We start from the raw sequence: 25,234 nt of genomic DNA, 5'->3' as shown, positions 1-25,234 counted from the left end.
AAGGCAGTTCGCGTAGCTTGCGCGGCGTTGTCGAAACGTGGTGTAAGGCGCGCACGATTTCCCCTACGAGGAATGGTTTCAAACCATGGCCAAAGCTGCCTCGAAGTCGAAAAAGCCTGCAACGAAATCAAAACCATCTACAAAATCCCGGACGAAAAAGCGAAATTCCGCCGGCACGGGGAAAGCGACGAATAACGCAACAAGAACGCCGCCGGCGAGGAGCAAGTGGGTCTATACGTTTGGAGACGGCAAGGCGGAGGGCAAAGCAGAACTGAAGGAATTGCTCGGCGGCAAGGGTGCCAATCTCGCCGAGATGGCCAATCTCGGTTTGCCAGTGCCTCCCGGCTTCACGATTACGACTTCGGTATGCGCGGTTTTCTATGCGCATGACGAATCCTATCCAAAGGAGCTGAAGCCGCAGGTCGAAAAAGCACTGCAGCACGTCGCAAAAATAACCGGCAAGGTGTTCGGTGATGCGGCCAATCCGCTTTTGGTCTCGGTGCGATCGGGAGCGCGCGCCTCGATGCCCGGCATGATGGATACGGTGCTCAATCTCGGTCTCAATGACAAGACCGTCGAAGCTATGGCCGCGCTCTCTGGCGATCGGCGATTTGCTTATGATAGCTATCGCCGCTTCATCACTATGTATTCGGATGTCGTGCTTGGCTTCGCGCATCATCACTTCGAAGACATTCTGGATACGTTCAAGGATGGCAGGGGCTATTCGCTTGACACGGACCTGACCGGCGACGACTGGGTCGAGGTGGTGGGCAAGTACAAGACGGCTGTTGCACGCGAGACCGGCAAGGATTTTCCGCAAGATCCTTATGAGCAGCTGTGGGGCGCGATCGGCGCAGTGTTCTCGTCCTGGATGAATGCGCGGGCGGTCACTTATCGCAGCCTGCACAATATTCCGGAGTCGTGGGGCACCGCCGTCAACGTGCAGGCCATGGTGTTTGGCAATCTGGGTGAGACATCGGCAACCGGCGTGGCGTTCACGCGCAATCCGTCCACCGGCGAAAGCCGGCTCTATGGTGAGTTTCTCATCAACGCTCAGGGCGAGGACGTGGTGGCAGGCATCCGCACGCCGCAGGACCTCACCGAGGCGGCGCGCAAGGAGTCCGGGTCCGACAAGCCGTCGATGGAAACGGCAATGCCCGAATCCTTCAAGGAGTTGACGCGCATCTACAGGTTGCTCGAAAAGCACTATCGCGACATGCAGGACATGGAGTTCACGGTCGAGGATGGCAAGCTGTGGATGCTCCAGACCCGAAGCGGTAAACGTACCGCGCGCGCCGCGTTGCGCATCGCGGTCGAACTTGCCAATGAGGGCCTGATCTCCAGGAAAGAAGCGGTGGTCCGTATCGATCCGGCCTCGCTTGATCAGTTGCTGCATCCGACCATCGATCCCAGCGCACAGCGCGACGTGGTTGCCACCGGCTTGCCAGCGTCGCCCGGCGCGGCTGCGGGTGAGATCGTGTTTTCTTCGGAGGAGGCAACCAAGCTGCAGGCCGGCGGCCGCAAGGTTATCTTGGTACGGATCGAGACCAGTCCGGAAGACATCCACGGTATGCATGCCGCCGAGGGCATTTTGACGACGCGCGGCGGCATGACCTCGCACGCGGCGGTGGTCGCGCGCGGTATGGGCAAGCCCTGCGTTTCCGGCTGCGGCAGCATCCGCGTCGATTATGGACGCGGCACTATGGCAGTCGGAGATCGCACCTTCAAGGTCGGTGACGTCATCACCATCGACGGTTCGCTCGGCGAGGTGCTGGCGGGACAGATGTCGATGATCGAGCCGGAGCTGTCCGGTGAGTTCGGTACGCTGATGGGCTGGGCCGACGAGATTCGCAAGCTCGGCATCCGGGTCAACGGCGACACGTCAGCCGACGCGCGAACGGCGGTGAGGTTTGGTGCCGAGGGAATCGGCCTGTGCCGCACCGAGCACATGTTCTTCGAGGAGACTCGCATCCGTACGGTGCGAGAAATGATTCTGGCCGAAGACGAGCAGGCGCGCCGCGCCGCGCTGTCGAAGCTGTTACCGATGCAGCGCGCCGATTTCGTCGAGTTGTTCGAGATCATGAAGGGCCTGCCGGTCACGATCCGGTTGCTTGATCCTCCGCTCCATGAATTTTTGCCGCATACACAGGCCGAGATCGAAGATGTCGCGCGTGCGATGAACACCGATCCGCGCAAGCTGGCTGACCGTGCCCGCAATCTCGCCGAATTCAATCCAATGCTTGGCTTTCGTGGGTGCCGCCTTGCCATCGTTTATCCCGAGATCGCCGAAATGCAGGCGCGGGCGATCTTCGAGGCGGCGATCGAGGCCGAAAAGCGCACCGGCAATGCCGTCGCCGTTGAAGTCATGGTGCCGCTGATCGCGACCAAGGCGGAGTTCGATCGGATCAAGACGCGGATCGATATGACCGCGCAATCGGTGACACGCGAAACCGGCGGCAAGCCGGCCTATCAGGTCGGTACCATGATCGAATTGCCGCGCGCCTGTCTGGCGGCAGGAGAGATCGCCGAAACGGCGGAGTTCTTTTCGTTCGGCACCAACGACCTCACGCAGACCACGTTTGGCATCAGCCGCGACGACGCGGCGAGCTTCCTTGGCGCCTATATCGCGAAGGGAATTTTGGAGATCGATCCATTCATCTCGGTGGATCGCGGCGGTGTCGGAGAACTGGTGAAGATCGGCGTCGCGCGTGGCCGCAAGACCCGCCCAAATCTCAAGGTGGGCATCTGCGGCGAACACGGCGGCGATCCCGTTTCGGTGGCATTCTGTCACGAGATCGGATTGAACTATGTGTCATGCTCACCATACCGCGTGCCGATCGCGCGTCTTGCGGCCGCTCATGCGGCGCTCGGCAAGATCGTCGCGAGCCGAGTGGATGATGGACGGTGATGATCGGAAGGCCTGCCGGCCGCCTAAAGCAGAAGTAGGTTTTCGGATAAGATCATGCTCTGCCGGTGAACCGCCTGAGCGTCATCCGCGGCGAATCAAGCGTTGACCGTATCTTTACTATTTCGCTCGAGGCGTTGTTTACCAACGCTCCCGATATTCGCGCGCGCTTTCGGATGCCTCTTGCCTGTTGTGCACTTGCATCGCCGATTAACGCCCTCGCAACTTTAATTGGATATTACCGAGATCGATCGAAATGGACTAAACGTGCAAATCGATCACGTGTGTGGCGTTGCGTGAGCGTGTCGATGTCTGTGTTGCGTAACCAACCGAAGAGCGCGCGTCTTGCGCTCTTCGGTTTCGGTCTCTGCGTCTTCGCATTGATCCCGAACGAAATCGGATATCAGGATATTGCGTCCTTGCTTGCGAGGCAGCCGGGTGTCGCCGAACGCTGGCAAAGGCGTGTTTCCGCCAACGCGGTCAGCTCCATTCAGGTCGCGACCTTCAATTTCGGGCGTCCGGTCGGCACATCTGTACCGCGCGCGGCCACACTCCTGCTTGCGAGTCTCGATGATGGCGTTGATGCTGCCGCGCGCAACCGGCTGACGCGGCCGCCGCCACGCTATAGCGCCTCTGATTTCCCCAAGGTCAATCGGACGCTGAAGGGCGACCGTTTAGCCCTCGTTGCGCCGGAGCCACCGCCCATTGCGCCGACGGATGCTGCACCGGAGGACCCCTCAACGTCCAATGCGTCGGTGTTCGGGGCAAAGACGGCGACAACCCGTCATGACGGGGAACCCTCGGGGCTCGATCCCGAACTGGCGGAAGCCCTGAACGCACCTCCTCTGCCACAATACGATGTGCAGCGATCAGACGATCTTGAGGCTGATCATGCGGTGGAGAGGCCGCAACCTTCCACTGACGAGTTCTCGATCAAGACGGCAAGCCTGTACTTCGGCAGTTCGGCGCTGGGTGTCGCAAGTGAAGGTCTGGAACACTGGCGCCCCGGCGAAGAACCCATGATCGTGATGCCGGCCCTGGCAGCGGATCCCGACATGAAGGCATCCCGGCCGCCGCAGCGGGATTCTACAAAAGCCGGCGAAACCGTGGTCGGCAAGGGCGAGGTCAAAACGCCGGCCGAGCGGCTCGGTCTTCTGGATGACAAGAAGCGCGCCAAGCAGGAAAAATGCCTCGCGGAGGCGGTTTATTTCGAAGCGCGCGGCGAAGCGGTTCGCGGTCAGATCGCGGTTGCGCAGGTGGTTATGAACCGCGTGTTCTCAGGTTACTATCCGACCACGGTGTGCGGCGCAGTTTACCAGAACGCAAAGCGTCGTTTAGCGTGCCAATTCACGTTTGCCTGCGACGGCATTCGCGACGTCGTCACCGAGCCGGACATGTGGGATCGCGCCCGGAGGATAGCGAAGGCCACTCTTGACGGACGGCTGTGGCTGTCGGAAGTCGGCAAGTCGACGCACTATCACGCCTATTGGGTGCATCCTTCCTGGGTGCGGGAAATGAAGAAGATGTACCGCACCGGTGTTCATACCTTCTACCGTCCGCGCGCGTGGGGTGACGGCAGAGATGCGCCGAGTTGGGGAACAACGGCTCAGACCGCCGAAATCTCCGCCAGCCTCGCCGAGGCAGCTCATAGTTCGGCCGAATTTGGTGGCTCTGCCCGGCGGTAGAGTCGCCGGCGCAATTGCCGACAGACGGGCACTGTCATTTTGGATCCTAGGCGGAGTAAAGCGCGGATCAAGGACGACTGGCTGGCGGCTTGCGAATGGTCTCTATTGTTAGAAATATCTGAAATAACTCATGAAATTTGTCTGGAAGCGTTGATCCAGCCGTCACCAGGATTTCTCGCTGGCGAAGTTCGCGGGCGCCTCGTGGTGAAAGTTTCCTAGGATATTCAGACTTTACCAACCAAGCTGCTCCAATGTTGCCACGGTTAGTATGGTAAGGAGCGGGTAAAGGTCAGTCATCGGCGCTATCCCGCGATCAAGTTGTCGGAGTTGCAGTATGCTCGCGCGTTTCGTGTCAGGAGTCCTGATTGCAGGTGCGATTGCCGCACCGGCAATGGCCGGTCACCTCATGAATGCCAACGAGGCTAAACGGTTTGTCGCCGGCAAGGTTTTCGCGTTCACCTGCTTCGACGGTACGCGTGGCGCCGGCCGGGTGTTCGAGGACGGGGGCGCGGCCGGCGCGGTGCAGTTCAGCGGCGAAGGTCCGGTTCGCCACATGAGGCTGCCGGGCAATACGCTACAAGTGCGCGGCCAGGCGGTTTGCGCGTCGATCAAGGGTCTTCCGTTCGAACCGTGCTTCAACCTTGACAAGAAGAGCGAAGCCAGCTTCCGCGGTTCGGTATCGGGCATGGGCTTTGCGTATTGCGACTTCGACCATCAGGGGGGCAGGCAGATGCTGCTGGCGCGCGCTGCTGCACACCCGTATGCCCGCCGCAGGGTTTCGCGCACGGCCGATGCGTCGAACACGGAAGTGACCGCGCGTGTCGAAACCCCGAGGGTCGAGAGCGCCAGGCTTGAGCCCGTCAAGCCCGAAGCCAGGCCAGCCAAGGTCGAAGGCCCTTTGGAACTGCGCCGTTCCACCGATTAAGTTCTTGGCACACCGATTGTGCTGGGTCGCGAACCGTTTTTCCACGAAAAGCGTAATATGGATTATTCCAGATCGATGCGGAACGGTCGCCCTTCGATCGTCATGTCGCCGGGACCCATTTCGTCGACCGCGCGCAGCATCCGTCCTCCACGTCCAAGAGCTTTGTCGGCCAGTGCCACGATCAGGCGATTCGGCTGCGCGATTGGTGAGGCCGCGCGGATCTGACGTGCGATGGAGATCTCGTCGCGATGCGGGTTGAGCGCGCAGGCGGCGGTGAAAGCGCTCGCGGTCGACCGGCTGATTCCGGCGTAGCAATGCATCACCAGCGGCGCCTTGCGATCCCAGCTACGGATGAACGTCAGAACCTGCATGATATGATCGTCGTTCGGCGCGACGAAACCATCTACGGGCTCGTTGATGTCGTCCATCGACACTTTCAGATGATTGGCCTCTAGAATCGAGTGCGGCCGCTGCACCTGATCGACGTTCGCCATGACGGTGAGGACATGGCTAGCACCGCTGGTTTTCACGGTTTGCGCAAGCGCGGCAAGCGAGCAGACGTGGATCATGGCGTTCCCGGGTTTTCGGGAGATTATAGGCCGGAGTGCCTCGGGACAAAAGGCGGTCCGCGAAGGTGATGCGGCTCCGATATTTTTGGGCGGGACGCAGGCGGAAAACCGCCAAATACTATCCTGATCCCACTCTAACCGCACAGGCTCTGGAATCGCGCTAGGAACCGGTTCTCGGCCTCGCTCGCCGGCCACGGCGTCAGATAATCGTCGATCATCGCCTCCGGAAGGCCCGGATCGCTGCCGAACAGCCGCTTCGCCTCGGGCTCCGAGAAGCCCGCGAGATGGGTCGCTTCGAGATAGGCCGCGCCCATGTCGGCATCCTTGATCTGCTGCTCGATGTCGGCGGGCAATGCTGGTTGCAGTCCGAAGCGGATGTGGATCGCCGACAACAGCCGCTTCTCCACCGCCTTGTAGGAACCGCCGATCACCGCCTTGAATGGTGAGATCATGTCGCCGATGACATATTCCGGCGCGTCATGCAGCAGCGCCGCCAGCCGCACCCGGATATCGACGCGTGGCGTGTGCTCGCGCATCACGGCCTCGACCAGCAGCGTGTGCTGCGCGACCGAGAAAATATGCGCGCCGTGGGTCTGGCCGTTCCATCGCGCGACGCGGGCGAGGCCATGCGCGATATCGGCAATCTCGATGTCGAGCGGCGAGGGATCGAGCAGGTCGAGCCGCCGCCCGGACAGCATCCGCTGCCATGCGCGCGTCGCGGTTTTCGGAACCCGCGCCGTCATGGCGTTGCGGGACGTGGCTTGCGCGCCTGCTTGCCGCATGTCTCATGGCAATGGCATGTGACCAGATGGTCGTTGACCATGCCTGTTGCCTGCATGAAGGCATACACGATCGTCGGCCCAACGAATTTGAATCCGCGGGAAGCCAGTTCCTTAGATATCCTGACCGAGAGTGGTGTCGAGGCTGGTACCGTCGCGGTGGTCTTGAACCGATTGACCTTCGGTTGGCCGTCCATGAAATTCCACAGCAGCGCGGAAAAGCCTGGACCCTGCTCCATGATCGCCAGGTAGGACCTCGCGCTGGTGATGGCGCCCTCGATTTTAGCCCGATTGCGTACGATTCCCGCATCGTTCATCAGCGCGTGGACCTTCTTCTCGTCGTAGCGGGCGATTGTCTCAGGGTTGAAGCCCTCGAAGGCGCGGCGGAAGTTGTCGCGCTTGCGCAAAATCGTGATCCACGACAGACCGGCTTGAAAGCCGTCGAGGATCAGCTTTTCAAACAGCGCGCGGTCGTCATATTCGGGTATGCCCCACTCGGTATCGTGATAGGCGAGATAGAGCGGGTCGTCGCCGGGCCACGGACAGCGGGCGAGGCCGTCGGCATGCATACGCGCGGATTGCGTCATGCGACGGTATTCTTCGCCGATAGCTTCAGGTCGTCCGGTTCGGCGACATGGATCGGAACGCCGCCCGCCGTCAACGGAATCCCGGCCTCGATCGCGTCGGCGGCGCGATCAAGCCGCAGCAGCGCAAGACCCTGGTCCGCTGCCGACGAGCCCATGGTGCCTACGGACTTCTCCCCCGCGACCACAGCCGCCCCTGGCTCGGGGGTGCCATTGTCCAGGCGCACTCGCACAACCCGGCTGCGCGCAGTGCCGCGATGCTCCATGCGTGAAACCACTTCCTGACCGACATAGCAGCCCTTGTCGAAATCGACGCCGTGTAGCCGGTCCATATTGGCTTCATGCGGAAAGGCATCGCCGAACGTGAAATCTAGTCCGCCGCTCGGCACGCCAGCAGCGATCCGGTGAGCCTCATAGTCGGCGCTTTCGACCAGTTCGGCGCCGATCACATTGGCTGCTCGGGTCGCGAGTTCTTCCGGCGCGAGAATGCGCCAGCCGAGCTTGTCGCTGCGCGGGTCCGCGAAGGTCAGGTCGGGGTGCATGGCGGGTTCGCCGTCCCAGGCCGCCAGCACGCCGAGCTTGCCCGAAAGGTTTTCGACCGTGACCTTGGCGCGCAGCTTGTAAAAACCCAGCTTGGTCGCGAGCGGCTGAGCTAGCGGCAACGGGCAATCGATAAGAAAGCCGCCGCCGTGACCGGCCTGCGCTTCCGTAATGAGGAAATCGAAGGTGATCTTGCCTTGCGGCGTCAGTAGCGCGCCAAATCGCCCAAGCCCCGGCTCAACCTTGGTCACGTCCGTGGTCACCAGACCGTTGAGAAAATTGCGGGCGTCGTCGCCGCTGACCTTCACCACGCCCCGGTCGGGAAGAAACGCTGCTTTCATGACACTTCTCTTGGTTCGGGCGTTGTTCTCTTGGCGGTTTCCGCGCAGTAACCCCCGGGGAAACCTGCGTGCCGGATTTCGCTTTCGGAACGTAAGCCGCTAAGGTGCGGGCAACAAGGTCCGCGCGGCCGCGCGGAAAGCTTTTGGGAACAATGACCAAGACATTTGACGTGATTCTGAGATCGGGCACCATCGTCAATCAGGACGGCGAGGGGGTCGGTGACATCGCCGTTTCAAACGGCCGCATCGCGGCGATCGGCGGACTTGGCCAGGCCGACGCGGGCGAGGTCATCGACTGCCGGGGGCTGCATATCCTGCCCGGCGTGATCGACACCCAGGTGCATTTCCGCGAGCCGGGACTGACGCATAAGGAAGACCTCGAAACCGGCTCGCGCAGTGCGGTGATGGGCGGCGTGACTGCGGTGTTCGAGATGCCGAACACCAATCCTCTGACAGTCACGGCGGAGACCTTCGCCGCGAAGATGAAGGCGGCGCATCATCGGATGCATTGCGATTTCGCATTCTTCATAGGCGGCACCCGCGAGAATGTGCAGGATCTGCCCGAACTGGAACGCGCTCCCGGCTGCGCCGGCGTCAAGGTGTTCGTCGGATCGTCCACCGGCGCGCTGCTGGTCGAGGATGATGACAGTCTGCGGAAAATCTTCAACGTGATCCGCCGCCGTGCCGCGTTTCACGCCGAGGACGAATACCGTCTGAACGAGCGCAAGAATTTGCGCATCGAGGGTGATCCGCGTTCGCATCCGGTGTGGCGCGACGAGACCGCCGCGCTGCTGGCGACGCAGCGGCTCGTCACTCTCGCCCGCGAGACTGGAAAGCGCATTCATGTGCTGCATATCTCGACCAAGGAAGAGATCGAGTATCTGCGCGACCACAAGGATGTGGCCTCCTGCGAGGCGACACCACATCACCTGACCATGGCCGCCCCCGGATGCTACGAGCAGCTTGGCACGTTGGCGCAGATGAATCCGCCGGTGCGCGATGCGGCTCATCGCTCGGGGATATGGAAGGGCATCGAGCAGGGCATCATCGATGTGCTCGGCTCCGATCACGCACCGCATACGCTGGAGGAGAAGCAGAAGACCTATCCTGCGTCGCCGTCGGGCATGACCGGCGTCCAGACGCTGGTGCCTTTGATGCTGGATCACGTCAATGCGGGCCGCCTGTCGCTAGCGCGCTTTGTCGATCTCACCAGCGCCGGTCCGGCGCGGCTGTTCAACATCGCTTGCAAGGGACGGATCGCGGCCGGCTACGATGCCGACTTCACTGTGGTCGATCTCAGCCGGACCGAGACCATTACGAACAAATGGGTGGCGTCGCGCGTAGGCTGGACGCCCTATGATGGGGTCGACGTGACGGGCTGGCCGGTCGGCACTTTCGTGCGCGGCCGCCGCGTGATGTGGCAGGGGGAACTGGCGACCGCATCCACGGGCGAGCCGGTGCGTTTTCTGGAGACGCTGAAGCCCTAGAGCATGATTCCGAAAAGTGGATACCGATTTTCGGATAAGATCATCTCAATCAAAAGGATGGCTGGAGCTGGGCTTATTGCTTCGCCAGCGCGATCGAGAACTCGCCGTTGCGAACGCGGCCCGCAAGACCTTCGACGAACGTCGCCACGGCATCCTCGCCATAGGTGCCGACGAGTTCGGCGAAGGCAGCAAACAGGCTGGCCTGCGCCAGACAATCGCCATCGACACCGTCGTGCCGCGCCTCGGCCCATGCTTCATTGAGGTAGCTCAGCGCAGCCTGCTTCTGCTCATGGTCGGGCAGTGAATCGCGGGCCGGGCTGAATGCAAATGGCGGGCGCATGAAAATTCCGAATACGTCTGACGAGGCGAACGCTCAACGACCGTGGTTTAGCACGCGATTTGGGGCCGGACAGCCAGTTCTTTAGGAAAGGTTAACGCCCCTTGGCGCATTTGATGCGCAATCCCGGCGGCAGGATCAGTTTGCGTATCTGGCGGTCAGGTCGCGGGAAATTTTTGCGCCTTCCTCGACATAACGACGGATGGCGACATTCGCGGCCGGCGTGCATACCCGGTAAGTCTGCTGGAACCAGTTATAGCCGCGGTTAAAGGCTGCGATCATCCTGGAGCGGCGTTCGCCCGAGGGCGTTTCGGCGTCGATCAGGGCCTGCATTTGGCTGCGCCATTTCGCACCGTCGTTGGCGGCGCAGATGTCGCGAAGATAGTGCAGCGTGCCGAGGATTTCGGCCAGACGTTGTAGATCGGCGTCAAAAGGCGCGGCCCCGTCCTGCGCGCGCGCGGGCATCGCGCCACAGATCGCAGCCACCAGAACAACCGCTAAAACCGATTTACGCATGAAGAGGCCCGGATCCGCCGTGATATGCCCCTTCAATGCGATGGAAGCAAGGCGGGACGATCTGCACAGGGCTTTCAACCCCGGTTCAAACCCCGACGAGCCGCCGTGCGGAATCGATGATGGTTTGCAGACCTTCGGTGAGCCGCAATTCGCCTGGCAACTCGGGGGCGACCCAACTGAAGGCGTCGAGTTCGTCGTTCAGGATGGGGTCGCCTGTGATCCAACGGGCCGCGAACGACATCACGATGTAATGCCCGTCACCGGGCCGGGTCGGCATCACCTCCCGCCAGCCCACGAGACCGATAATCTCGATCGTGAGCCCGGTTTCCTCCGCCACCTCGCGATGTAACGCGCCAGCGACGGTCTCGCCGAATTCGATTCGTCCGCCGGGTAGAGAGTGCAAGCCCTTGCCGGGCGGCCGGGCGCGGCGCACCAGCAGAATTTTGCCGTCGCGGAAGATCGCGGCGCTGACGGCGAGCTGCGGAAACTGACGCGCGGGAGGCATCAGTGGCTCATAATGTAATCGACATCGGTTTCGCCACCCTGACCATTGATGATGCCGCCCGCCCGCATGACCATCGGCTTGATCCAGCCGACCGCCTGTGTCGCAAGCGCGGCGCGTGTCACGTCCTGACGAACCTCCTTCATCGCAGAAGCCACCGCGGTCAGGATTGAGGTCATGGTGGCAGTCAGCTTATCGAATTTGGCGCGAATGTCGGGGTTGGCGTTTTCATAAGCCTGGATCGCCTGCTCGCGTGCCTTGAAATTCGAGGCCATGAAGTGCTCCCGGTAGGTCAGGGGCCGCCAATTTAGGAAATCCTCCACGCAATCGGGCATGTCTGGTATCATTTCGAGCAGCATGATGGCTTCGTTGAAGTGATTGAGATAGTCAGTCGCAAGGCCGCTTTGCGGGTTGATATTGGCGGCCGCCAGCGCGGCCCCGCTGCCCGCCCCGTTCTGGTCGGCTTGCGTCGCGATCGCTGGAGAGAAGGGTGATTCGTTGGCCGTCGATGTCATTCGTCCCAGTGTTGGACTCCGATATTAAAACGGATTGAATGTCGCATCTGTTGGGACAATGAAATGTGCGGGCGCTATGTGACCTTGTCGCCGCCGGAGGCGATGCGTCAGGTTTTTGGGTACGCCGAACAGCCGAATTTCCCGCCGCGGTACAATATTGCGCCGACCCAGCCGGTTCCTGTCGTCATCCTTGAGAATGACGCCCGGCGTTTCCGTCTCATGCGATGGGGCCTGATTCCGGCCTGGGTCAAGGACCCCCGGCAGTTCGCGCTTCTCATTAATGCCCGCGCCGAGACGGTCCTGGACAAGCCCTCCTTCAAGAACGCGATGAAACGGCGTCGCTGCCTGCTTCCGGCCGACGGCTACTACGAATGGCATCAATCGGAAGAGCGAAAGCGGCCGTTCTTCATCCGGCCCGGCAATGGCAGGCTGATTGCGTTCGCGGGCCTTGCAGAGACTTGGGTCGGGCCGAGTGGCGAAGAGCTTGATACGGTCGCCATCGTCACCACGGCGGCGCGCGGCGATCTCGCGACCTTGCATCCGCGCGTGCCGGTGACGATCGCGCCTGCGGATCACGCGCGCTGGCTCGACGGCGCCGCTATCGAATCCGAAGAGGCTGCGCTGTTGCTGCGCGCGCCGGAAAACGGCGAATTCGTCTCGCATGAGGTGTCGGCGCGCGTGAACCGTGTCGTCCACGACGATGAGCAACTGATTATGCCGATCTCAGCAGAGCAACTGGAAAGCGAGACGAAGCAGGCCGCAAAGAAGCCAGCGGCTCGCAAGGCTGCGTCCGCAGCCTTAAGCGACGATGGTCAGGGCTCGCTGTTCTGACGTGGAAAGCAACATTTCGTGGCCATTGCGCCATTTCAAAAAAGCTGCCGTTTTCCTACCCCTACAGCACCTTACCCGGATTCATGATGCCGAGAGGGTCAAATAGCGCCTTGATGCCGCGCATCACTTCGATTGCCGTCTTGTCCTTCACGCCGGGCAGATCATCGCGCTTCAGCACGCCGATACCGTGTTCAGCGGAAATCGAGCCGCCCATCCGCAGCGCGATCTTGAAGACGACGGCATTGACCTCCTGCCACCGGGCGAGAAATTCCTGTGTCGTCATCCCGCTCACGGGTTGGCTGACATTGTAGTGGATGTTGCCATCTCCAAGATGGCCGAACGGGACCGGGCGCGCGTCCGGAATGAGCTTTGCCACGGCGATATTGGCCTCGGCGATGAAGGCAGGTACGGCGGCGATGGGCACAGAGATATCGTGCTTGATCGAGCCGCCCTCCCGTTTCTGTGCCGGCGGGATCGTCTCGCGCAGCTTCCAAAACGCCGCGCGCTGCTGAAGGCTGGCCGCAAGAACCGCATCGCCGACGAAGCCGTTCCTTATAGCCCGCTCGAGAACGGCCTCAACTGTCGCAGCCGCATCGTCACGCGACGATGAGATTTCCATCAGCACATACCAGGGATGGCGGTAAGCGAGCGGATCGCGGATGTCGGTGCCGTGCTTGAGGCAGATGTCGACACAGATCTCTGCAAGCAGTTCGAAACTTGTCAGGCTCCCGGCGGCTTCGGCCTGAGAGATGGCCAGCAGTTTCAGAGCGTCGGCCGGCGATTTCAGGCCAACAAAGGCGGTTTGCACCGAGCGCGGTTTCGAGAACAGCTTCACGACCGCGGCGGTGATGATACCGAGGGTGCCTTCGGCGCCGATGAACAGGTTGCGCAGATCGTAGCCGGTATTGTCCTTTTTCAGCTTGGACAAACCGTTGAGGATGCGCCCGTCGGCCAGCACCACCTCGAGCCCGAGCGCCATGTCGCGAGCCACGCCATACGCCAGCGCGCCGGTGCCGCCGGCATTGGTCGAGAGATTGCCGCCGATGGTGCAGCTTCCTTCGGCGCCGAGCGACAAGGGGAAGAAACGATCGGCCCCGTCGGCGCGCCGCTGGATTGTCTGCAGGATAACGCCGGCCTCGACCGTCATTGTGTTGGAGGCGGTATCGACTTCGCGGATTCTGTCCATCCGCCGCATCGACACCACGACCTCGCCGCTGTGAGGGGTCTGTCCGCCGACGAGACCGGTGTTGCCGCCCTGCGGGACCAGCGCGATCCGATGTTCACTGGCGAGCTTGCAGATCGCCGATACCTCTGCCGTCGATGCGGGACGCAGCACCAGCGGGGAGCGGCCATGAAACAGGTTGCGCGCCTCCGTGAGGTATTGCGCTAGTTCCTCGGCGTCGGTCACGGCATATTTGTCGCCGACGATGGCCGTGAGGCGCGCAATCAGATCGGGCGACAACGGCGGCTGCAGGAATTCTGGCCTGACGATCGGCACGTCTATCAGCCTTTCGGGGCGGCGGCGCGGCGCAACCGGTCGTTGATGGCTTCCCCGAGCCCCTCGTCGGGAACCGGCATCACCGCGATGGTCCGCGCACCGCTGGTGTCTAAGGCGCGAAGACAGCCGAAAAGATTGGCCGCAGCCTCCTTTAGATCACCGCGTTCGGACAGATTTATCACAGCGGCTGCCGTGTCGACACCCGACAGATCGGTCCGACCGAAGGCCAGTAGCGCCTCGCCGCGCGCAAGGCTTGCAGCATTGAGCCGCATCGTGGCGCGTGGCGCGTAGTGCGAGTCCAGCATCCCTGACGCCAGCGGCCGTCCAGTGGCCGCGCCGGGATCTGGCGAGACCAAAGTGTGGCCCAGCACGCGCTCGATGTCGGCGCGCGGAATTCCGCCGGGACGCAACAACGTCGGCTGATCGAAACAGCCGATGATGGTTGACTCAATGCCGACCTCCACCGGTCCGCCGTCGACGATGAGGTCGATCCGTCCCGCGAGATCGCTTTGTACATGCGCCGCCGTCGTCGGTGAGACGTGGCCCGATAGGTTGGCGGAGGGCGCGACAACCGCGCCGCCGAAATCGCGCAGGATAGCGCGCGCCACTGGATGAGCGGGAACCCGCAGGGCGACGGTGTCGAGGCCCGCGGTGGCAAGATCGGCCACCGGGCAGCGAGCGCCCTTCGGCAGCACCAGCGTCAGCGGACCCGGCCAGAACGTATCGGCGAGCGCGAGGGCGGTGGCATTGAACCGGGCGGTCCGTTTCGCGGCCGCAAGGTCTCCGACATGGACGATTAGCGGATTGAATGCGGGCCTGCCCTTGGCCTGGTAGAGCCGTGCGATCGCTTCCGCGTTGGCGGCGTCAGCGCCGAGCCCGTAGACCGTCTCAGTGGGGAACGCGACAAGCCCGCCATTTTGAAGGACCCGCGTAGCCGCTGCCGCCGCCACTTCGCCGGCTGGTTGAATCTGCGTTATGAGGTCCACAGTCATAGAATTTCAGTTCTCGATTTCAGCTTCTTGCGGCGCGCGAAACCCAAGGCTATAAGCCGCGTCTTGTCGGAGTGTGGCTCAGCCCGGTAGAGCACTGCGTTCGGGACGCAGGGGTCGCAGGTTCAAATCCTGCCACTCCGACCATGTAAATAGCTGAAATAGCTGTTTAATTTCACGCCCCATATTTCAGGTTCCATTCTCAACCACCGTTTCAGCCACCGATTGATCGTGTTCTCGGTGGTTTTTGGTGGTGGTTTGCGTTCTGTCAACATCGTTAGGCTGACTAACCGCCCTCCCGGTCCCGGTGGGTTTCGGTGGTTTTCCGGTGGTTGAGGCTTTGCCTACGATGGCTGATGCTGCCCCTCTTAGGTGATCCGGGCTGTGATGGGCATAATGCTCGTTCAAGACCTCAGGCGACATTCCGAGATAGCCAGCGGCCTCCCAAATCGGAATACCGTTCTGCATTGCCCAGGTAGCTGCGGTATGCCTCAGGGTGTGCGGCGTAACGCTACCGGGTAACTCTGCTAAATCGACCGCTCTGGCAAAACCTTTCTTGACCGATGCCACCGGCTTTCCATTCCAGTGAATGAACGGAAGGTCGGCAGCGGTCTTGCCTTTCGCTTCCGCTTTAACAGCATCGGCCCGATGCCACCGTCTGAGGTGCGACAGAAGGCGAGGGGGCAGTGGGACCGGTGGTTGCTTCTTATTCGTGATCCGCGTTCCAACGATCTGGCGATAGAAGATACCACGTTCAAGATCGACAAACGATCTGCCTTTTTCCTGAATGGCAGACGCCGACGCGAGAGCGGTGGCCCGCGTTCCCGTATACACGCCGATCAAGATAAATCGGGCGATGTGGCGCAATGTAAATCGCTTTGTTGCGGTGGTCTCGCCCTTTCGTCCTCCCTTGTGAAGAGTCTGGACTTCCCGATGACGCCAGCAAATCCAAAGAAGCTTGGCGACCTCACCCCGCGTTAGCCAGCGTTCCCGACGCTCGCCTTTTTTCGGCATTGTGACCCGAACGATCCCACGGTGGAGTCCTTCTGCCGAATGATGCCTTATCGCCGCTCGCAAGGTCTCTAAGTCTCGCCTTGCGCCTCCGGATTTGCCACGCTTTCCTGTATAGGCGGCGCAGAGCGATGTATTGATATCGGCTAGCTTCTTCTCTCCGAAAAACTCGTTTAGGTTTTTAACGCTGATCTTGAGCCGGTCAGCATCCGCGACCACGGATTCTTTATCCGTCAGATAGAGCAAGAGCGCATCAGCAACCGGAATGCTGGCGATGTCACGCTCGGAGCGGGTCACTTCGAATTTTGAAGCGATGTAGTTGCGGAGCGCTTCCTGAGCGGCTTTCGGTGGGGAAGTCTGGCCGGTTTTCGCAGCAACGCCGGTGGTGATCTGTTTTCCCGCATCCTTGATCAACCAAACCGCTGCCGATATCTGCTTTCCACTCCGATCAAACCGCGCCTTTCGTTTCCATAAGTGCGGTCCCTTGGATTGTCTCGCCATACTGCCTCCGAGTCCGAGACAACATATCCTATGCAGCGTCCTTTTTGCCAACCGGTTGCAATCGATCTCGCAGGATTGCCGCCGAGGATAGTTGATCTGACCACTTTCGATTATGGCTGATCTCGGCTGGCTTCTCCGTTGGCGCGGTGTCAATTCTGCAAAGTTCACGCATTCGCTCAATACCGGCTAGCGTAATGAAAACCTTATTGGCGATCTTCTCAGCTTGCAGACGACCTCGAAGGATTTCTTTTCGAAGTCCCGCGATAGTCATCCCACCGGCCGGGAAGGCGATGGCAACCGCGTCCTTGAGCCGAAGTGGCGTGTTCGGTCCGACCATTCGGACATGATTATTATCGGTAAAACAAACCATATTCAGTCACGGCTTTGACGGTGAGGGGAAGGACAACACTGAGGGCTTGCACCTGGTGAGTCCATTCGAAACCCCCACACCCACGCGGCTGTTCTCGCTTCCCGCTCAAAAATCCGGGAAGCCTTCCCGGCTTACTGATATTCGATGGCTTCCGTCTGTTGGCGCTTTCTAGCCTCAAGGCGGGCCTGTCCGGCGACCGCTGCCGTTTTACGGCCTTCCGCTAGGGCGATCTCGTGAGCGGCCTCCTCAGCCTCCCTGAGGGCCCTAGTAGCCTCTTCTGCGGCGACAAGTTTGGAGTCGTGCTTAAGAAGCTGATCGGGATTGATCTCTCTGCACCATGCCTCAGCCTTGTTGAGGTTAGACTCAAGGTCCGCAACATGATCGCGGATTCGGTCGCGGGTTTCTGTCGGCTGGCGTGGCCGTGCGGCGAGGTCTGCCTTAACAGCGGCGAGGCGGTTTCTGGCATCCGCAAGCTTGTCACGGAGCGCAATCACGTCGGCGAATGCGTGACTCCGCTCCATGGTCTCAGCGCGGATTTGATTGACCGTTTTCATCATCGGACCGCCCCTTTACGAGCCGCGATAATCTCGCTCATCATTTCGAGCGTTTTACCGGTGTGTCGATGGCTATTTTCCGGCTTGCCTGAAAGCTTAGTCCGGCGATTTTCTTCGATGTATGAAGCGGTAAGGCCGGAATAGCCGTGACCGTCATCTGGTTGGGATGTATCCTGGCTGGTGATGGGCGTGAACGCATCCGGCCTGGTTTGTCGATAACTCCTAATAAAATCGCCGATCGCAATGCTTCGAACGCCCTCTTCGTTCGGGTACGGAAATAACACGAACTCCCCACCATCATCGACGCGACCGGTACATTCGATCAGTATGTTTCGGAAAGCATCCGGTGTAGTTCGGAAGCCCTGACGTTGAATCTCATTCGCGAGAATGTCTTCGAGATTGCTCATGCCGTCACCGTCTTTTCCGCTGCCCGGTGTTCGCGGGTGATGGCTGACAGGATGACGCTTCGAAGCCATGCGCTTCGGTTCGGGCAGGACACGTCCTGCTTGGCGGCAAGGCGATCGATCCGATCGATCACGGACTCGGGCAGAGCAAAGGTGATATTTTTCATCGGCTCCGCTGCTAAGGTTTTTGCATCGAATTTCATTGGTTTCCTAAAATGAAAAACCCGCCGCGATTTGCGACGGGTTGAGGTTGACTATTTGATTGGGTATAAAGTCCCTATGATAGGACTAATTGTCTCACACCCCCCCATATTTGTCAATACCAAAACTCAAAGTTTCTTATTTTTCCCTCACGTCCTTCCACGAGTTATCCATGTTTTACGGACGCAAATGAGATTCTAGCCAGTTCGTTCGGAGTGAAAACACATATAGGAATATTATCCTTTTATGGAGAGGGAAAGGTGGGAGGCGGCAGACCTTCCCCTCGCTGACCTGTTTGACCTAGATTGTACGCTCCTCGACCTGACGACCTTGCCCAAGAACACCTTGGCAGGGAACGGGACTGTTTGTCCGAATCTCAGATTTTCTCCGGAGGCCCGGTTAGAAGGCCCCGCTAGGTGGGGTAGATTGGTTGGTGGTGAGGTTATAGGGTTCCGGATGGGGAACCCGCCGGTGAGACGGCGAATCTCACTGGCGGGTCTTTGTGTAGGAAAGGAAAGCATCCGGATTTCGATGCCTTTCCTATCCAAACCTGAACGATCTCAGAGGAGGAAGCGGTGTCGACTTAAATCGCCACCTTCACCCTAGCTTTGATCGCAGCATGTTTATCTTTCAAGCTTACCGGCTCTTCAGTTTCCCATCTGGCTTGATCAAGCCAGTTTTGAGCTGCTGCGATGAACTTCCTGTCATCCGGATTTTTCTGAACTCTCTCGTTCATTCTGGCTGCGTAATATCCAAGACCCTTCATCAGATCTGAGAATTCCACAGAGTCCGATCTTTCAATCCGTTCGAGCTTTGCTAGTGCTTTGCTCCGGCTGTCTCCAGGTTTACGGGGATACAGATCCCAAAACTTTTTCCTGTAATCATCCGGCCAAGGTGATGTTGACCGGTCGTCATTTCTCGACTCGTTATCATTATCCCCTTTTCTTTGAACCTGAGAATTAGCCGGACCACCGCCGGAGGCGTTCTTTGAGTTTGATGAGTTTGTATTTGATGAGTTGGATGCTGAGGGGAGTGGATGAGTAGAATCGGGTGACGTGACCGCACCCTTCTTTACCGGTGACCGCACCCTTCCTGACAGGTCACCGCACCCTTCCTTGCCGGTGACCGCACCCTTCGTTGACAGGTGACCACACCCTTCCTGACTGGTGACGTCACCCTTATTCTCGACAAAGGCTCCCCATTCCTTCAAACGATATTGATTAACATCACCTCTTCCAGGTTTAGCTTCCGAACGCTCAACGCTCAGAACCTCCCTGCATGGGACAAGTTTCGTCACGCCCCTGGTGCGAGTTTCACGCTGGCCTGTTTCCAATTCTTTGATGATCCGCTTAGTGGATCGAATATCTTTCGCGACATCATTCGCCAGCGTTTCATATTGAGGATATGCAGAACCCCAACGACTCTCTTGATCCTTCGTGCCGTCATTCAGCCGGTCAACAAGACAGGCTAGCACCCGAAACTGCGCATCTGTAATTTTCGGATCGCGCATGAAAGTTCGGATTTGCTGAAGTTTGCGACCTGCGGTGATTTGGATTCTCACTCCATCGGGCGATGTGATGAAAGGCTCATCGGAGTTGATTTTTTTCGAATTTTCAGGCATTATTCAATTTCAGTTTTAGGTTGTTGAACGTTCTCGCTAAGGCCCGCATTCCCGTGCGGGCTTTTGGCGTTTTTGGATGGTGATTACGCGGCGGCCTTTTCGCTAGCATCGCGAGCAAGTTTCTCTTTGACAGCTTCGCGAACGAATGCAGCCCTCTGCCGATAGCCTGCTTGTCGGTCCATTGCCTCGACAACGTCGTCCAGCATCATCAGTCCAACGTAAGTCTGTGATGGCTGCGGTGGTTTCTTAGATCGTACCATATGTTTAAATTCCTGAATATTTCTTCTGCTTGGATTTATGTCCTAGCATAAATTTCTAATAAAATCAACCTAAGTACTTGACACGTAAATCAATCTGATGCAGCCGGCCTCCGGCCCCTGAGGGCTTATGCTCCATGCCATGGGCGGACGTGATCCACCAACGATGGCGTCGCCGGAAATAGCAGTACTGACCACGCCGAGGGCGGCGCAATAACTGACATCACCTAGAGGCCTGAGTTGAGCCCAGGCGGGCGTTGCCTCTACCTTCTATCCCCATTCGAACTTGAACATCTTCGCTTGAGGAAGCCGTATTCTTCCGCAACCAGAGCTTGCGTGTCTTCTTGGCTTCCGCTTGGGTGGTTGTATGGAGGCACGATGCCCATGATCGCTCTTGGAAGTACCATAGGAGGCCAGAACGACGCGATTGAAACGCCTTTGTTTCAGAGTGGCATTTTTTTAACAAAGATCATATGCGCAGTTATTTGTATTTTGCACTTCTCACCGAGCCGTGCCTCCGCATGCGATCCAAATGAAAAGTGCAATCGCTGCTTGGTCAGTATGTTCGGAAAATGCAAGATTAGAGGCAACGACCCCGCTTGCGAAATCCGAAAATCGACGTGCCAAATCCCCGTGGCTGGCCCAATACTTACACTCCCCATGTCACCGCTTGGACCGGGCGGTCTGCTTGGACCCGGAGGCCCAGGTATTGGCCCAATTAGTGGGGAAAGTCTAAAATCGTGTTTTCTCAACGTCAAAGACTGCCCAAAGAATATTTTGTCCGATGCTCTCTACGGTCACTTGGCAATCGTCGTAGATAACTATTTCGGTTACCTACAAACCCAAGCGAAGCACAGATGGCGCTCTATTCCTAAGGAGATAATCCAGAGCGTGTCACACCACTACACGCCGATCAATATGGAGCACATTCGCTTTGCAACAGGAATTAACACTGTCCATGGTCAAGCAATAACAGTTGGGAACGATATTTTCTTTCCCGGAGATATCGACCTCGATACAAAGGAAGGCGTCGAATTACTTTTCCACGAAGTCGAGCACTCTGTGCAATACGCAAAACGGGGTGGAGTACGTCCTTTCATTGCAGAATATGTCGCAAAATCTGCGGGAAAAATTCTGCAGAAAAGGAGTGTGAATATTCACGACGCCATTGATTTCGAGGCGGCCGCCATCGCCAAAGCATCGTATATGAGGAGAATTTACTACGGCATCCAAATCAAAGTTCAGAATTTGTGCCGCGAGACGATTGACTTTGCGCTCGCCTACCTCGCTCCAAGTTTTAAAGCGACGGGGTATTGGCGTCTCAATCCCAAGGAAGAGTTTTATTTGGAAGATGACGATCGGCGAGTCCATTTCCTCCCTCAGCGCTATTTTTACTATGCGGAAAGCATAGGCCCGACGAAAAGAGTTTGGGAAAATCAAACTGCGGTCAAGCATATGTTCACCGTCGACACGGACGGAAGACGGTTCAATTTTCGTAGCGGATGGTCCGAGCAGCAAGATGTCGAGACAGTTTCACTCACCTGCAATTGAGCGGCTGGCTTCGATCCTGAAGGCGTAAAATGCTGTCTCATGTCTCAAATGACATCAGAGAAATCAGCATTCAGTTGTACCCAAAAATAAGGCCGCCTCGTAAGACGGTCTTATAGTTGGCATTTTGGGGACATTCTAGCAAAGGTTGCCAAGGGCGGATTCTTGATCGAGATCGACTCTATCTGCATCCGTCTTCAGCCAAGTCCTGATCCATCCGGGAAATGGTTGACCGTCAATCGTTCCAGGATCACGGCCTATCGAGCACATTATTTCACAGTGCTCCCAAAGTTGATCGATCGCCTTAATTAAGCGTGATTTGTTGAATGACACCATGTAAAAAAGGTCGTCGTCGTGCGTCCTAGCAACGTATCGGCCAACGTCATCTTCGAAATTGATGTCGTAATTTTTATAATCCAATTTTTTTCTCCAATAAATTTACGATCGGAATCGACCGGCCTGACGAATTATCAAGTCGGTCTATTCACGAGTCCATTTGCATTCGTTTGTATACGTGCAAACGGCAGCAAAATTTTAGGCGGTGGTCACGTCAGTGCGTGGCCTATGTCGTGCATTTGCCAATTCATCGCTTCGTCAATACGACGTTGCACCAACGTGGCGAGAGCTTCAGGGTCATGGCTGTTGCCGTTGATATTGATCGCGACAGGGCCACCGGCATTACCAAGGACCGCTGATCCGTTCCGCTTGAGAAGAGCGGATGTTTCCGAACCAGACGACGGCGGGACATTCGCAATCATGTCGGCGGGTGGGACGTTGGCAGTAAGGCCGCGCCGGACTTCAAGCTTCGAAGCATCGCGCCATGAGTCCCTGACGGAATCCCCATCATTGCCCGATCGCATTTCGAGCTGAAGGCGACCGTCGACCTCGCGAGTTCTACCAGTTGCGAAACCGACATGGCCCCCCGGCTGATCTACGCCCCGGCCATTAGGCTGAACCAACACGTCACCGCTTGCGACGCTGGCCTTGTCAATAACCCGTTCGCCGTATCGCAGGAAGCTGTTCGCGATGGCGCTACCGGTGCCCTTGCCGCCGGTTTTATCGAGCATCGTGTTAACGAACCGAGCGCACCATGCGTTGGCATTGCCCGCGACATCGTGACCGATCAGGTTCGAAAGCTCGGCGCGGTTGGTGTACTCAGATTTCCCCAAATATTGCTCTGCCGCCGACAATGGATCACCAAGGCCGGCGTAACCTGCTCCTCCGACGCCACCGGATAGCCGGTTTCGGAAGCTTCGGACTCCGCTAACCCATCCAGCGTTGAGGTTGTTTGGATCATTGGCAGCACCGACTTCCGCGTATCTCTGGCCCATCCTATTAAGATCGCCCCCGGCAACCCGGTAGTTCTTACCGACCACGCGACCAGCGGCAGAGATACCATCATTGATCGTTGCGAAGCCCTGCTTCGTTCGGAAGTTAGTCTCCGGGTTCATCAATCCAGCGACATTATTTCCTCTGACATTGCGACCACGACCGGTTTCATGCGCGATGACGGCAGCCAACAAAGCGGGAGGCAAACCGTTCGCCTTTGCGGCAGCGTTGATCGCGTCGTATTGGCTGGCCAATGCACTCCCGGCGAAGGTGGATTCGAAGGCCGTTCGCGACAGAGCACCACCGGTGACACCGGAAACGTCGGAGCCAATATATGAGGCTGGTGAGGCCGAATATGAGGCTGGTGAGGCCGATATGGCTGCAACCTGTTTACGGGTATCTGAGAACGACGACTCTTCCCAGCTTCCCGAAGCGCCACCGCTGGATGATGGGCTGAATCCGAATAGCCCCTTAAGCCATCCCCATGTTTTCGTGACGATGGATTTTATCGCCCCGACGATGGGATCAACGATCGCCGTGAACGCACCGAAAATCTTGTCGGCCACCCAGGACAGAGACAGTTTGAGTCCAACCGTCAACGCAAGGAACAAGGCGGCAATGCCGGTAGCGGCACCACTTGCAACCGCGCCGATGGTCAAGAGAAATAGACTAATAGAGCCCAATACATTGACCACTGGCGCAACCAAGGCCAGCGCGACCGTGAGTCCGAGCAATCGGGCGGTGAACTTACCCATCGACTCAGCGTCACCCTTCCCGAACAACGAGGCTATTCCGGTGAATGCGCCCTTCAGCATGGTGACGGTCTCGCGGAGCCCCTCTGCAAAACCTTTTCCGAATTTGAACCACTTGTTGACGCTTCCAGCATCAAACGATGATGCCAGCGACTTAACAGCATCACCCCAATTTTTGAGGCCAAATCCATCGCGCAAGCCATTGGTCAAGGCGGCAAAGTGATCTTTGAGAGTGTTGAAATCAAAGTTTGCTGCAAGATCGATCACAGCGTTGGATACGGAATCGAACGCCTCGGTCAGACCTGCTCCTATCTTCTCTACGATCAGCCCAAACGCCGCTTTGATCGATGCCCAGCGACCGGCCATGGATTTGATCTTAAGAAGGGCCGCCGACTGAAGAAAGTTCGGTTTGTTAGCGATCTCCGTTAGCGTTTTGGCGATCAGGTCACGGGCGGCTGCAAGCTGTAACAGTTCTCCGGACCATTCACGCATGCCGACCAAGTTAGCGACCTTGGCCCGCAGTGCTTCCGGCATCTGCATCATTCGATCAAAGATCGTAAGCAACGTTTCAGTCGGCTTTGCGATCATTTGAACCGACAAGCCGGACCGGCCACCCAAACCTAGGATGTTTGCCGCCTGATTCAGGTCCTTTCCACGTTGACCACGCGCGTTCTTAGCGTTGGCGAGTTCGGATGTAAGAAAGCTCATGAACGTTCCAGCCTTGAACGGCTGGATTCCGACTGAGATGGCGCTGGCATCGAATGCAGTAAGGTCTTGCATCGATATCTTAGTTGCGACGGTAGCCGATATCGACCGGCGCAAAGCCTCAACAATCTCGTTGCCATCCGCTGCCGTGCTATTGTTCGCCACTGCCACGGCGTTCAGCACCGAGCCTAGATAGCTTTTATCGAAACTACCTTTTAGGGTTGTGATGCGGCCTAACAGTTTCGCCGTTGCACCGGAGTCGATGTCCAATCCGGTTTGCGCTTGAAGCGCCAACTCTCCGAATGCCGCTGCATTGGCAGAATCGACGCCTGCCTTTAATCCCTCAACAACGGTCTCAATGGCTTTCGTGACTCCGACGCCGAACACGATTCCGGCACGGTCCGCAAAACTTTTACGAAGTCCAACGATCTCGTTTGGTGTCAGGCCGCCAAACATCCGGGCTTTAGTCTCAGCCGCTTCGACTTTCATGCGCTGCGACAACGCGCCAGCAACTCCACCGATAGCCGCCGCACCGCCGAACATGAGCGTCCGAATATGCGGTGCTGGCATTCGAGCGCGGCCAAACTCACGACCGAAACCGGTCCTACGTTCTGCGGCAATGCGTCGTTCAAGCTGGCGTTGATGACCACGCTCCAGACGATCAAGCTGCCGGTACATTGATCTTGCGTCGCTCAACCGCTGATCCGTCGCTCGTCGCCAGTCATCGGCATACGAACGGCTTGCCGACTTCACTGAGGCGGCCACGCCATTCATTTTGGCGATCATCGACTCGGCGTCTCGGTTGATCCCCGCTATCGAGGCTGCACCGGCGCGGCCTAAATTCGCGAACTGGGAATTGAAACCTTTCAGGTTGGCTTCAAGTTTCTTGAGATTGGCGAGAAAGCCCTTCAGGACCGGCGATGCGAGATCATGGGCCGTGAGGGTAGTTTTTACTTCGATGTTTTCGCTCATAGTGTT

General features: G+C 58.4%; 22 protein-coding genes and 1 tRNA gene. 7 read left to right on the top strand and 16 right to left on the bottom strand.

What is annotated here, in order from left to right; all coding sequences use genetic code 11:
- Positions 1–85: 85 nt before the first annotated feature.
- The 3 genes from ppdK to ACM561_RS15955 all read left to right on the top strand — a co-directional run bounded on the left by ppdK (position 86) and on the right by ACM561_RS15955 (position 5,515).
- Positions 86–2,908 carry a pyruvate, phosphate dikinase gene (gene ppdK / locus ACM561_RS15965; RefSeq protein WP_425906311.1) on the top strand — a complete coding sequence of 941 codons (2,823 nt, stop codon included), beginning with the start codon at positions 86–88 and terminating at the stop codon, positions 2,906–2,908.
- A 305-nt stretch (positions 2,909–3,213) separates the two neighbouring features.
- Complete coding sequence (locus ACM561_RS15960; RefSeq protein ID WP_425906310.1) at positions 3,214–4,590, top strand: cell wall hydrolase; 1,377 nt, start codon at positions 3,214–3,216, stop codon at positions 4,588–4,590.
- A gap of 334 nt (positions 4,591–4,924) precedes the next feature.
- Entirely contained in the window at positions 4,925–5,515 is a 591-nt protein-coding gene (locus tag ACM561_RS15955; protein ID WP_425906308.1) for a hypothetical protein, read from the top strand.
- Between the two features lie 62 nt (positions 5,516–5,577).
- Here ACM561_RS15955 and ACM561_RS15950 read toward each other — a convergent pair whose 3' ends face one another.
- From ACM561_RS15950 to ACM561_RS15935, 4 genes are all read right to left on the bottom strand, one after another.
- Positions 5,578–6,084, bottom strand: coding sequence for a tyrosine phosphatase family protein (locus ACM561_RS15950; RefSeq protein WP_425906307.1), 507 nt, complete (start codon positions 6,082–6,084; stop codon positions 5,578–5,580).
- Positions 6,085–6,218: 134 nt separating this feature from the next.
- On the bottom strand, positions 6,219–6,827 hold the full coding sequence (locus ACM561_RS15945; RefSeq protein WP_425909784.1) for a YfbR-like 5'-deoxynucleotidase: 609 nt from the start codon (positions 6,825–6,827) through the stop codon (positions 6,219–6,221).
- Positions 6,824–7,450, bottom strand: coding sequence for a DNA-3-methyladenine glycosylase I (locus ACM561_RS15940; RefSeq protein WP_425906305.1), 627 nt, complete (start codon positions 7,448–7,450; stop codon positions 6,824–6,826). The genes ACM561_RS15945 and ACM561_RS15940 overlap by 4 nt, the downstream gene beginning before the upstream one ends.
- Complete coding sequence (locus ACM561_RS15935) at positions 7,447–8,328, bottom strand: YgfZ/GcvT domain-containing protein (protein WP_425906303.1); 882 nt, start codon at positions 8,326–8,328, stop codon at positions 7,447–7,449. Before ACM561_RS15935 ends, ACM561_RS15940 begins: the two co-directional genes overlap by 4 nt.
- Before the next feature lie 152 nt (positions 8,329–8,480).
- Here ACM561_RS15935 and ACM561_RS15930 point away from each other — a divergent pair, with 152 nt between their 5' ends.
- Complete coding sequence (locus ACM561_RS15930; RefSeq protein ID WP_425906301.1) at positions 8,481–9,815, top strand: dihydroorotase; 1,335 nt, start codon at positions 8,481–8,483, stop codon at positions 9,813–9,815.
- 73 nt (positions 9,816–9,888) lie between these two features.
- Here ACM561_RS15930 and ACM561_RS15925 read toward each other — a convergent pair whose 3' ends face one another.
- From ACM561_RS15925 to ACM561_RS15910, 4 genes are all read right to left on the bottom strand, one after another.
- On the bottom strand, positions 9,889–10,155 hold the full coding sequence (locus ACM561_RS15925; protein WP_425906300.1) for a hypothetical protein: 267 nt from the start codon (positions 10,153–10,155) through the stop codon (positions 9,889–9,891).
- A gap of 135 nt (positions 10,156–10,290) precedes the next feature.
- Entirely contained in the window at positions 10,291–10,668 is a 378-nt protein-coding gene (locus ACM561_RS15920) for a TIGR02301 family protein (protein WP_425906298.1), read from the bottom strand.
- 85 nt (positions 10,669–10,753) lie between these two features.
- Positions 10,754–11,173 (bottom strand): NUDIX hydrolase, encoded by a 420-nt coding sequence (locus tag ACM561_RS15915; RefSeq protein WP_425906296.1) that lies wholly within the window; start codon positions 11,171–11,173, stop codon positions 10,754–10,756.
- Entirely contained in the window at positions 11,173–11,685 is a 513-nt protein-coding gene (locus ACM561_RS15910; RefSeq protein ID WP_425906294.1) for a hypothetical protein, read from the bottom strand. The genes ACM561_RS15915 and ACM561_RS15910 overlap by 1 nt, the downstream gene beginning before the upstream one ends.
- A gap of 63 nt (positions 11,686–11,748) precedes the next feature.
- Between ACM561_RS15910 and ACM561_RS15905 the strand changes: the two genes are divergently transcribed.
- Positions 11,749–12,516 (top strand): SOS response-associated peptidase, encoded by a 768-nt coding sequence (locus tag ACM561_RS15905; protein ID WP_425906293.1) that lies wholly within the window; start codon positions 11,749–11,751, stop codon positions 12,514–12,516.
- 61 nt (positions 12,517–12,577) lie between these two features.
- On the opposite strand, the gene ACM561_RS15900 is transcribed toward ACM561_RS15905, so the two are convergent.
- Positions 12,578–14,014 carry an FAD-binding oxidoreductase gene (locus ACM561_RS15900; protein WP_425906291.1) on the bottom strand — a complete coding sequence of 479 codons (1,437 nt, stop codon included), beginning with the start codon at positions 14,012–14,014 and terminating at the stop codon, positions 12,578–12,580.
- 5 nt (positions 14,015–14,019) lie between these two features.
- The gene (locus ACM561_RS15895) at positions 14,020–15,006 is read right to left on the bottom strand and encodes an L-threonylcarbamoyladenylate synthase (RefSeq protein WP_425906289.1); all 987 of its coding nucleotides are present in this window, start codon (positions 15,004–15,006) and stop codon (positions 14,020–14,022) included.
- 67 nt (positions 15,007–15,073) lie between these two features.
- Here ACM561_RS15895 and ACM561_RS15890 point away from each other — a divergent pair.
- A tRNA-Pro gene (locus ACM561_RS15890) sits at positions 15,074–15,150 on the top strand.
- Between the two features lie 42 nt (positions 15,151–15,192).
- Here the strand turns inward: ACM561_RS15890 and ACM561_RS15885 are convergent.
- From ACM561_RS15885 to ACM561_RS15865, 5 genes are all read right to left on the bottom strand, one after another.
- Entirely contained in the window at positions 15,193–16,260 is a 1,068-nt protein-coding gene (locus ACM561_RS15885) for a tyrosine-type recombinase/integrase (RefSeq protein WP_425906287.1), read from the bottom strand.
- Between the two features lie 756 nt (positions 16,261–17,016).
- Positions 17,017–17,439: a hypothetical protein gene (locus ACM561_RS15880; protein ID WP_425906285.1), complete on the bottom strand. Its 423-nt coding sequence runs from the start codon at positions 17,437–17,439 to the stop codon at positions 17,017–17,019.
- Positions 17,439–17,846 carry a hypothetical protein gene (locus ACM561_RS15875; RefSeq protein ID WP_425906284.1) on the bottom strand — a complete coding sequence of 136 codons (408 nt, stop codon included), beginning with the start codon at positions 17,844–17,846 and terminating at the stop codon, positions 17,439–17,441. The genes ACM561_RS15880 and ACM561_RS15875 overlap by 1 nt, the downstream gene beginning before the upstream one ends.
- Entirely contained in the window at positions 17,843–18,046 is a 204-nt protein-coding gene (locus ACM561_RS15870; protein ID WP_425906282.1) for a hypothetical protein, read from the bottom strand. The genes ACM561_RS15875 and ACM561_RS15870 overlap by 4 nt, the downstream gene beginning before the upstream one ends.
- 581 nt (positions 18,047–18,627) lie before the next feature.
- Entirely contained in the window at positions 18,628–19,665 is a 1,038-nt protein-coding gene (locus ACM561_RS15865) for a helix-turn-helix domain-containing protein (RefSeq protein ID WP_425906280.1), read from the bottom strand.
- A gap of 635 nt (positions 19,666–20,300) precedes the next feature.
- Between ACM561_RS15865 and ACM561_RS15860 the strand changes: the two genes are divergently transcribed.
- The gene (locus tag ACM561_RS15860) at positions 20,301–21,473 is read left to right on the top strand and encodes an eCIS core domain-containing protein (protein WP_425906278.1); all 1,173 of its coding nucleotides are present in this window, start codon (positions 20,301–20,303) and stop codon (positions 21,471–21,473) included.
- Positions 21,474–22,015: 542 nt separating this feature from the next.
- On the opposite strand, the gene ACM561_RS15855 is transcribed toward ACM561_RS15860, so the two are convergent.
- Complete coding sequence (locus tag ACM561_RS15855) at positions 22,016–25,228, bottom strand: phage tail tape measure protein (RefSeq protein WP_425906276.1); 3,213 nt, start codon at positions 25,226–25,228, stop codon at positions 22,016–22,018.
- Between the last annotated feature and the right edge of the window lie 6 nt (positions 25,229–25,234).

It is taken from the genome of Nitrobacter sp. TKz-YC02 (genome assembly GCF_049852135.1).
Taxonomy (GTDB): domain Bacteria; phylum Pseudomonadota; class Alphaproteobacteria; order Rhizobiales; family Xanthobacteraceae; genus Nitrobacter; species Nitrobacter vulgaris.
The sequence above is the reverse complement of the archived record's forward strand: the minus strand, read 5'-3'. Positions and strand labels throughout refer to the sequence as shown.

What these genes read in the sequence shown, in the direction of transcription:
- ppdK (WP_425906311.1), top strand. Translation starts at nt 86, where the DNA reads ATGGCCAAAGCTGCCTCGAAGTCGAAAAAGCCTGCAACGAAATCAAAA.
- ACM561_RS15960 (WP_425906310.1), top strand. Translation starts at nt 3,214, where the DNA reads ATGTCTGTGTTGCGTAACCAACCGAAGAGCGCGCGTCTTGCGCTCTTC.
- ACM561_RS15955 (WP_425906308.1), top strand. Translation starts at nt 4,925, where the DNA reads ATGCTCGCGCGTTTCGTGTCAGGAGTCCTGATTGCAGGTGCGATTGCC.
- ACM561_RS15950 (WP_425906307.1), bottom strand. Translation starts at nt 6,084, where the DNA reads ATGATCCACGTCTGCTCGCTTGCCGCGCTTGCGCAAACCGTGAAAACC.
- ACM561_RS15945 (WP_425909784.1), bottom strand. Translation starts at nt 6,827, where the DNA reads ATGACGGCGCGGGTTCCGAAAACCGCGACGCGCGCATGGCAGCGGATG.
- ACM561_RS15940 (WP_425906305.1), bottom strand. Translation starts at nt 7,450, where the DNA reads ATGACGCAATCCGCGCGTATGCATGCCGACGGCCTCGCCCGCTGTCCG.
- ACM561_RS15935 (WP_425906303.1), bottom strand. Translation starts at nt 8,328, where the DNA reads ATGAAAGCAGCGTTTCTTCCCGACCGGGGCGTGGTGAAGGTCAGCGGC.
- ACM561_RS15930 (WP_425906301.1), top strand. Translation starts at nt 8,481, where the DNA reads ATGACCAAGACATTTGACGTGATTCTGAGATCGGGCACCATCGTCAAT.
- ACM561_RS15925 (WP_425906300.1), bottom strand. Translation starts at nt 10,155, where the DNA reads ATGCGCCCGCCATTTGCATTCAGCCCGGCCCGCGATTCACTGCCCGAC.
- ACM561_RS15920 (WP_425906298.1), bottom strand. Translation starts at nt 10,668, where the DNA reads ATGCGTAAATCGGTTTTAGCGGTTGTTCTGGTGGCTGCGATCTGTGGC.
- ACM561_RS15915 (WP_425906296.1), bottom strand. Translation starts at nt 11,173, where the DNA reads ATGCCTCCCGCGCGTCAGTTTCCGCAGCTCGCCGTCAGCGCCGCGATC.
- ACM561_RS15910 (WP_425906294.1), bottom strand. Translation starts at nt 11,685, where the DNA reads ATGACATCGACGGCCAACGAATCACCCTTCTCTCCAGCGATCGCGACG.
- ACM561_RS15905 (WP_425906293.1), top strand. Translation starts at nt 11,749, where the DNA reads ATGTGCGGGCGCTATGTGACCTTGTCGCCGCCGGAGGCGATGCGTCAG.
- ACM561_RS15895 (WP_425906289.1), bottom strand. Translation starts at nt 15,006, where the DNA reads ATGACTGTGGACCTCATAACGCAGATTCAACCAGCCGGCGAAGTGGCG.
- ACM561_RS15880 (WP_425906285.1), bottom strand. Translation starts at nt 17,439, where the DNA reads ATGAAAACGGTCAATCAAATCCGCGCTGAGACCATGGAGCGGAGTCAC.
- ACM561_RS15875 (WP_425906284.1), bottom strand. Translation starts at nt 17,846, where the DNA reads ATGAGCAATCTCGAAGACATTCTCGCGAATGAGATTCAACGTCAGGGC.
- ACM561_RS15870 (WP_425906282.1), bottom strand. Translation starts at nt 18,046, where the DNA reads ATGAAATTCGATGCAAAAACCTTAGCAGCGGAGCCGATGAAAAATATC.
- ACM561_RS15865 (WP_425906280.1), bottom strand. Translation starts at nt 19,665, where the DNA reads ATGCCTGAAAATTCGAAAAAAATCAACTCCGATGAGCCTTTCATCACA.
- ACM561_RS15860 (WP_425906278.1), top strand. Translation starts at nt 20,301, where the DNA reads ATGCCCATGATCGCTCTTGGAAGTACCATAGGAGGCCAGAACGACGCG.
- ACM561_RS15855 (WP_425906276.1), bottom strand. Translation starts at nt 25,228, where the DNA reads ATGAGCGAAAACATCGAAGTAAAAACTACCCTCACGGCCCATGATCTC.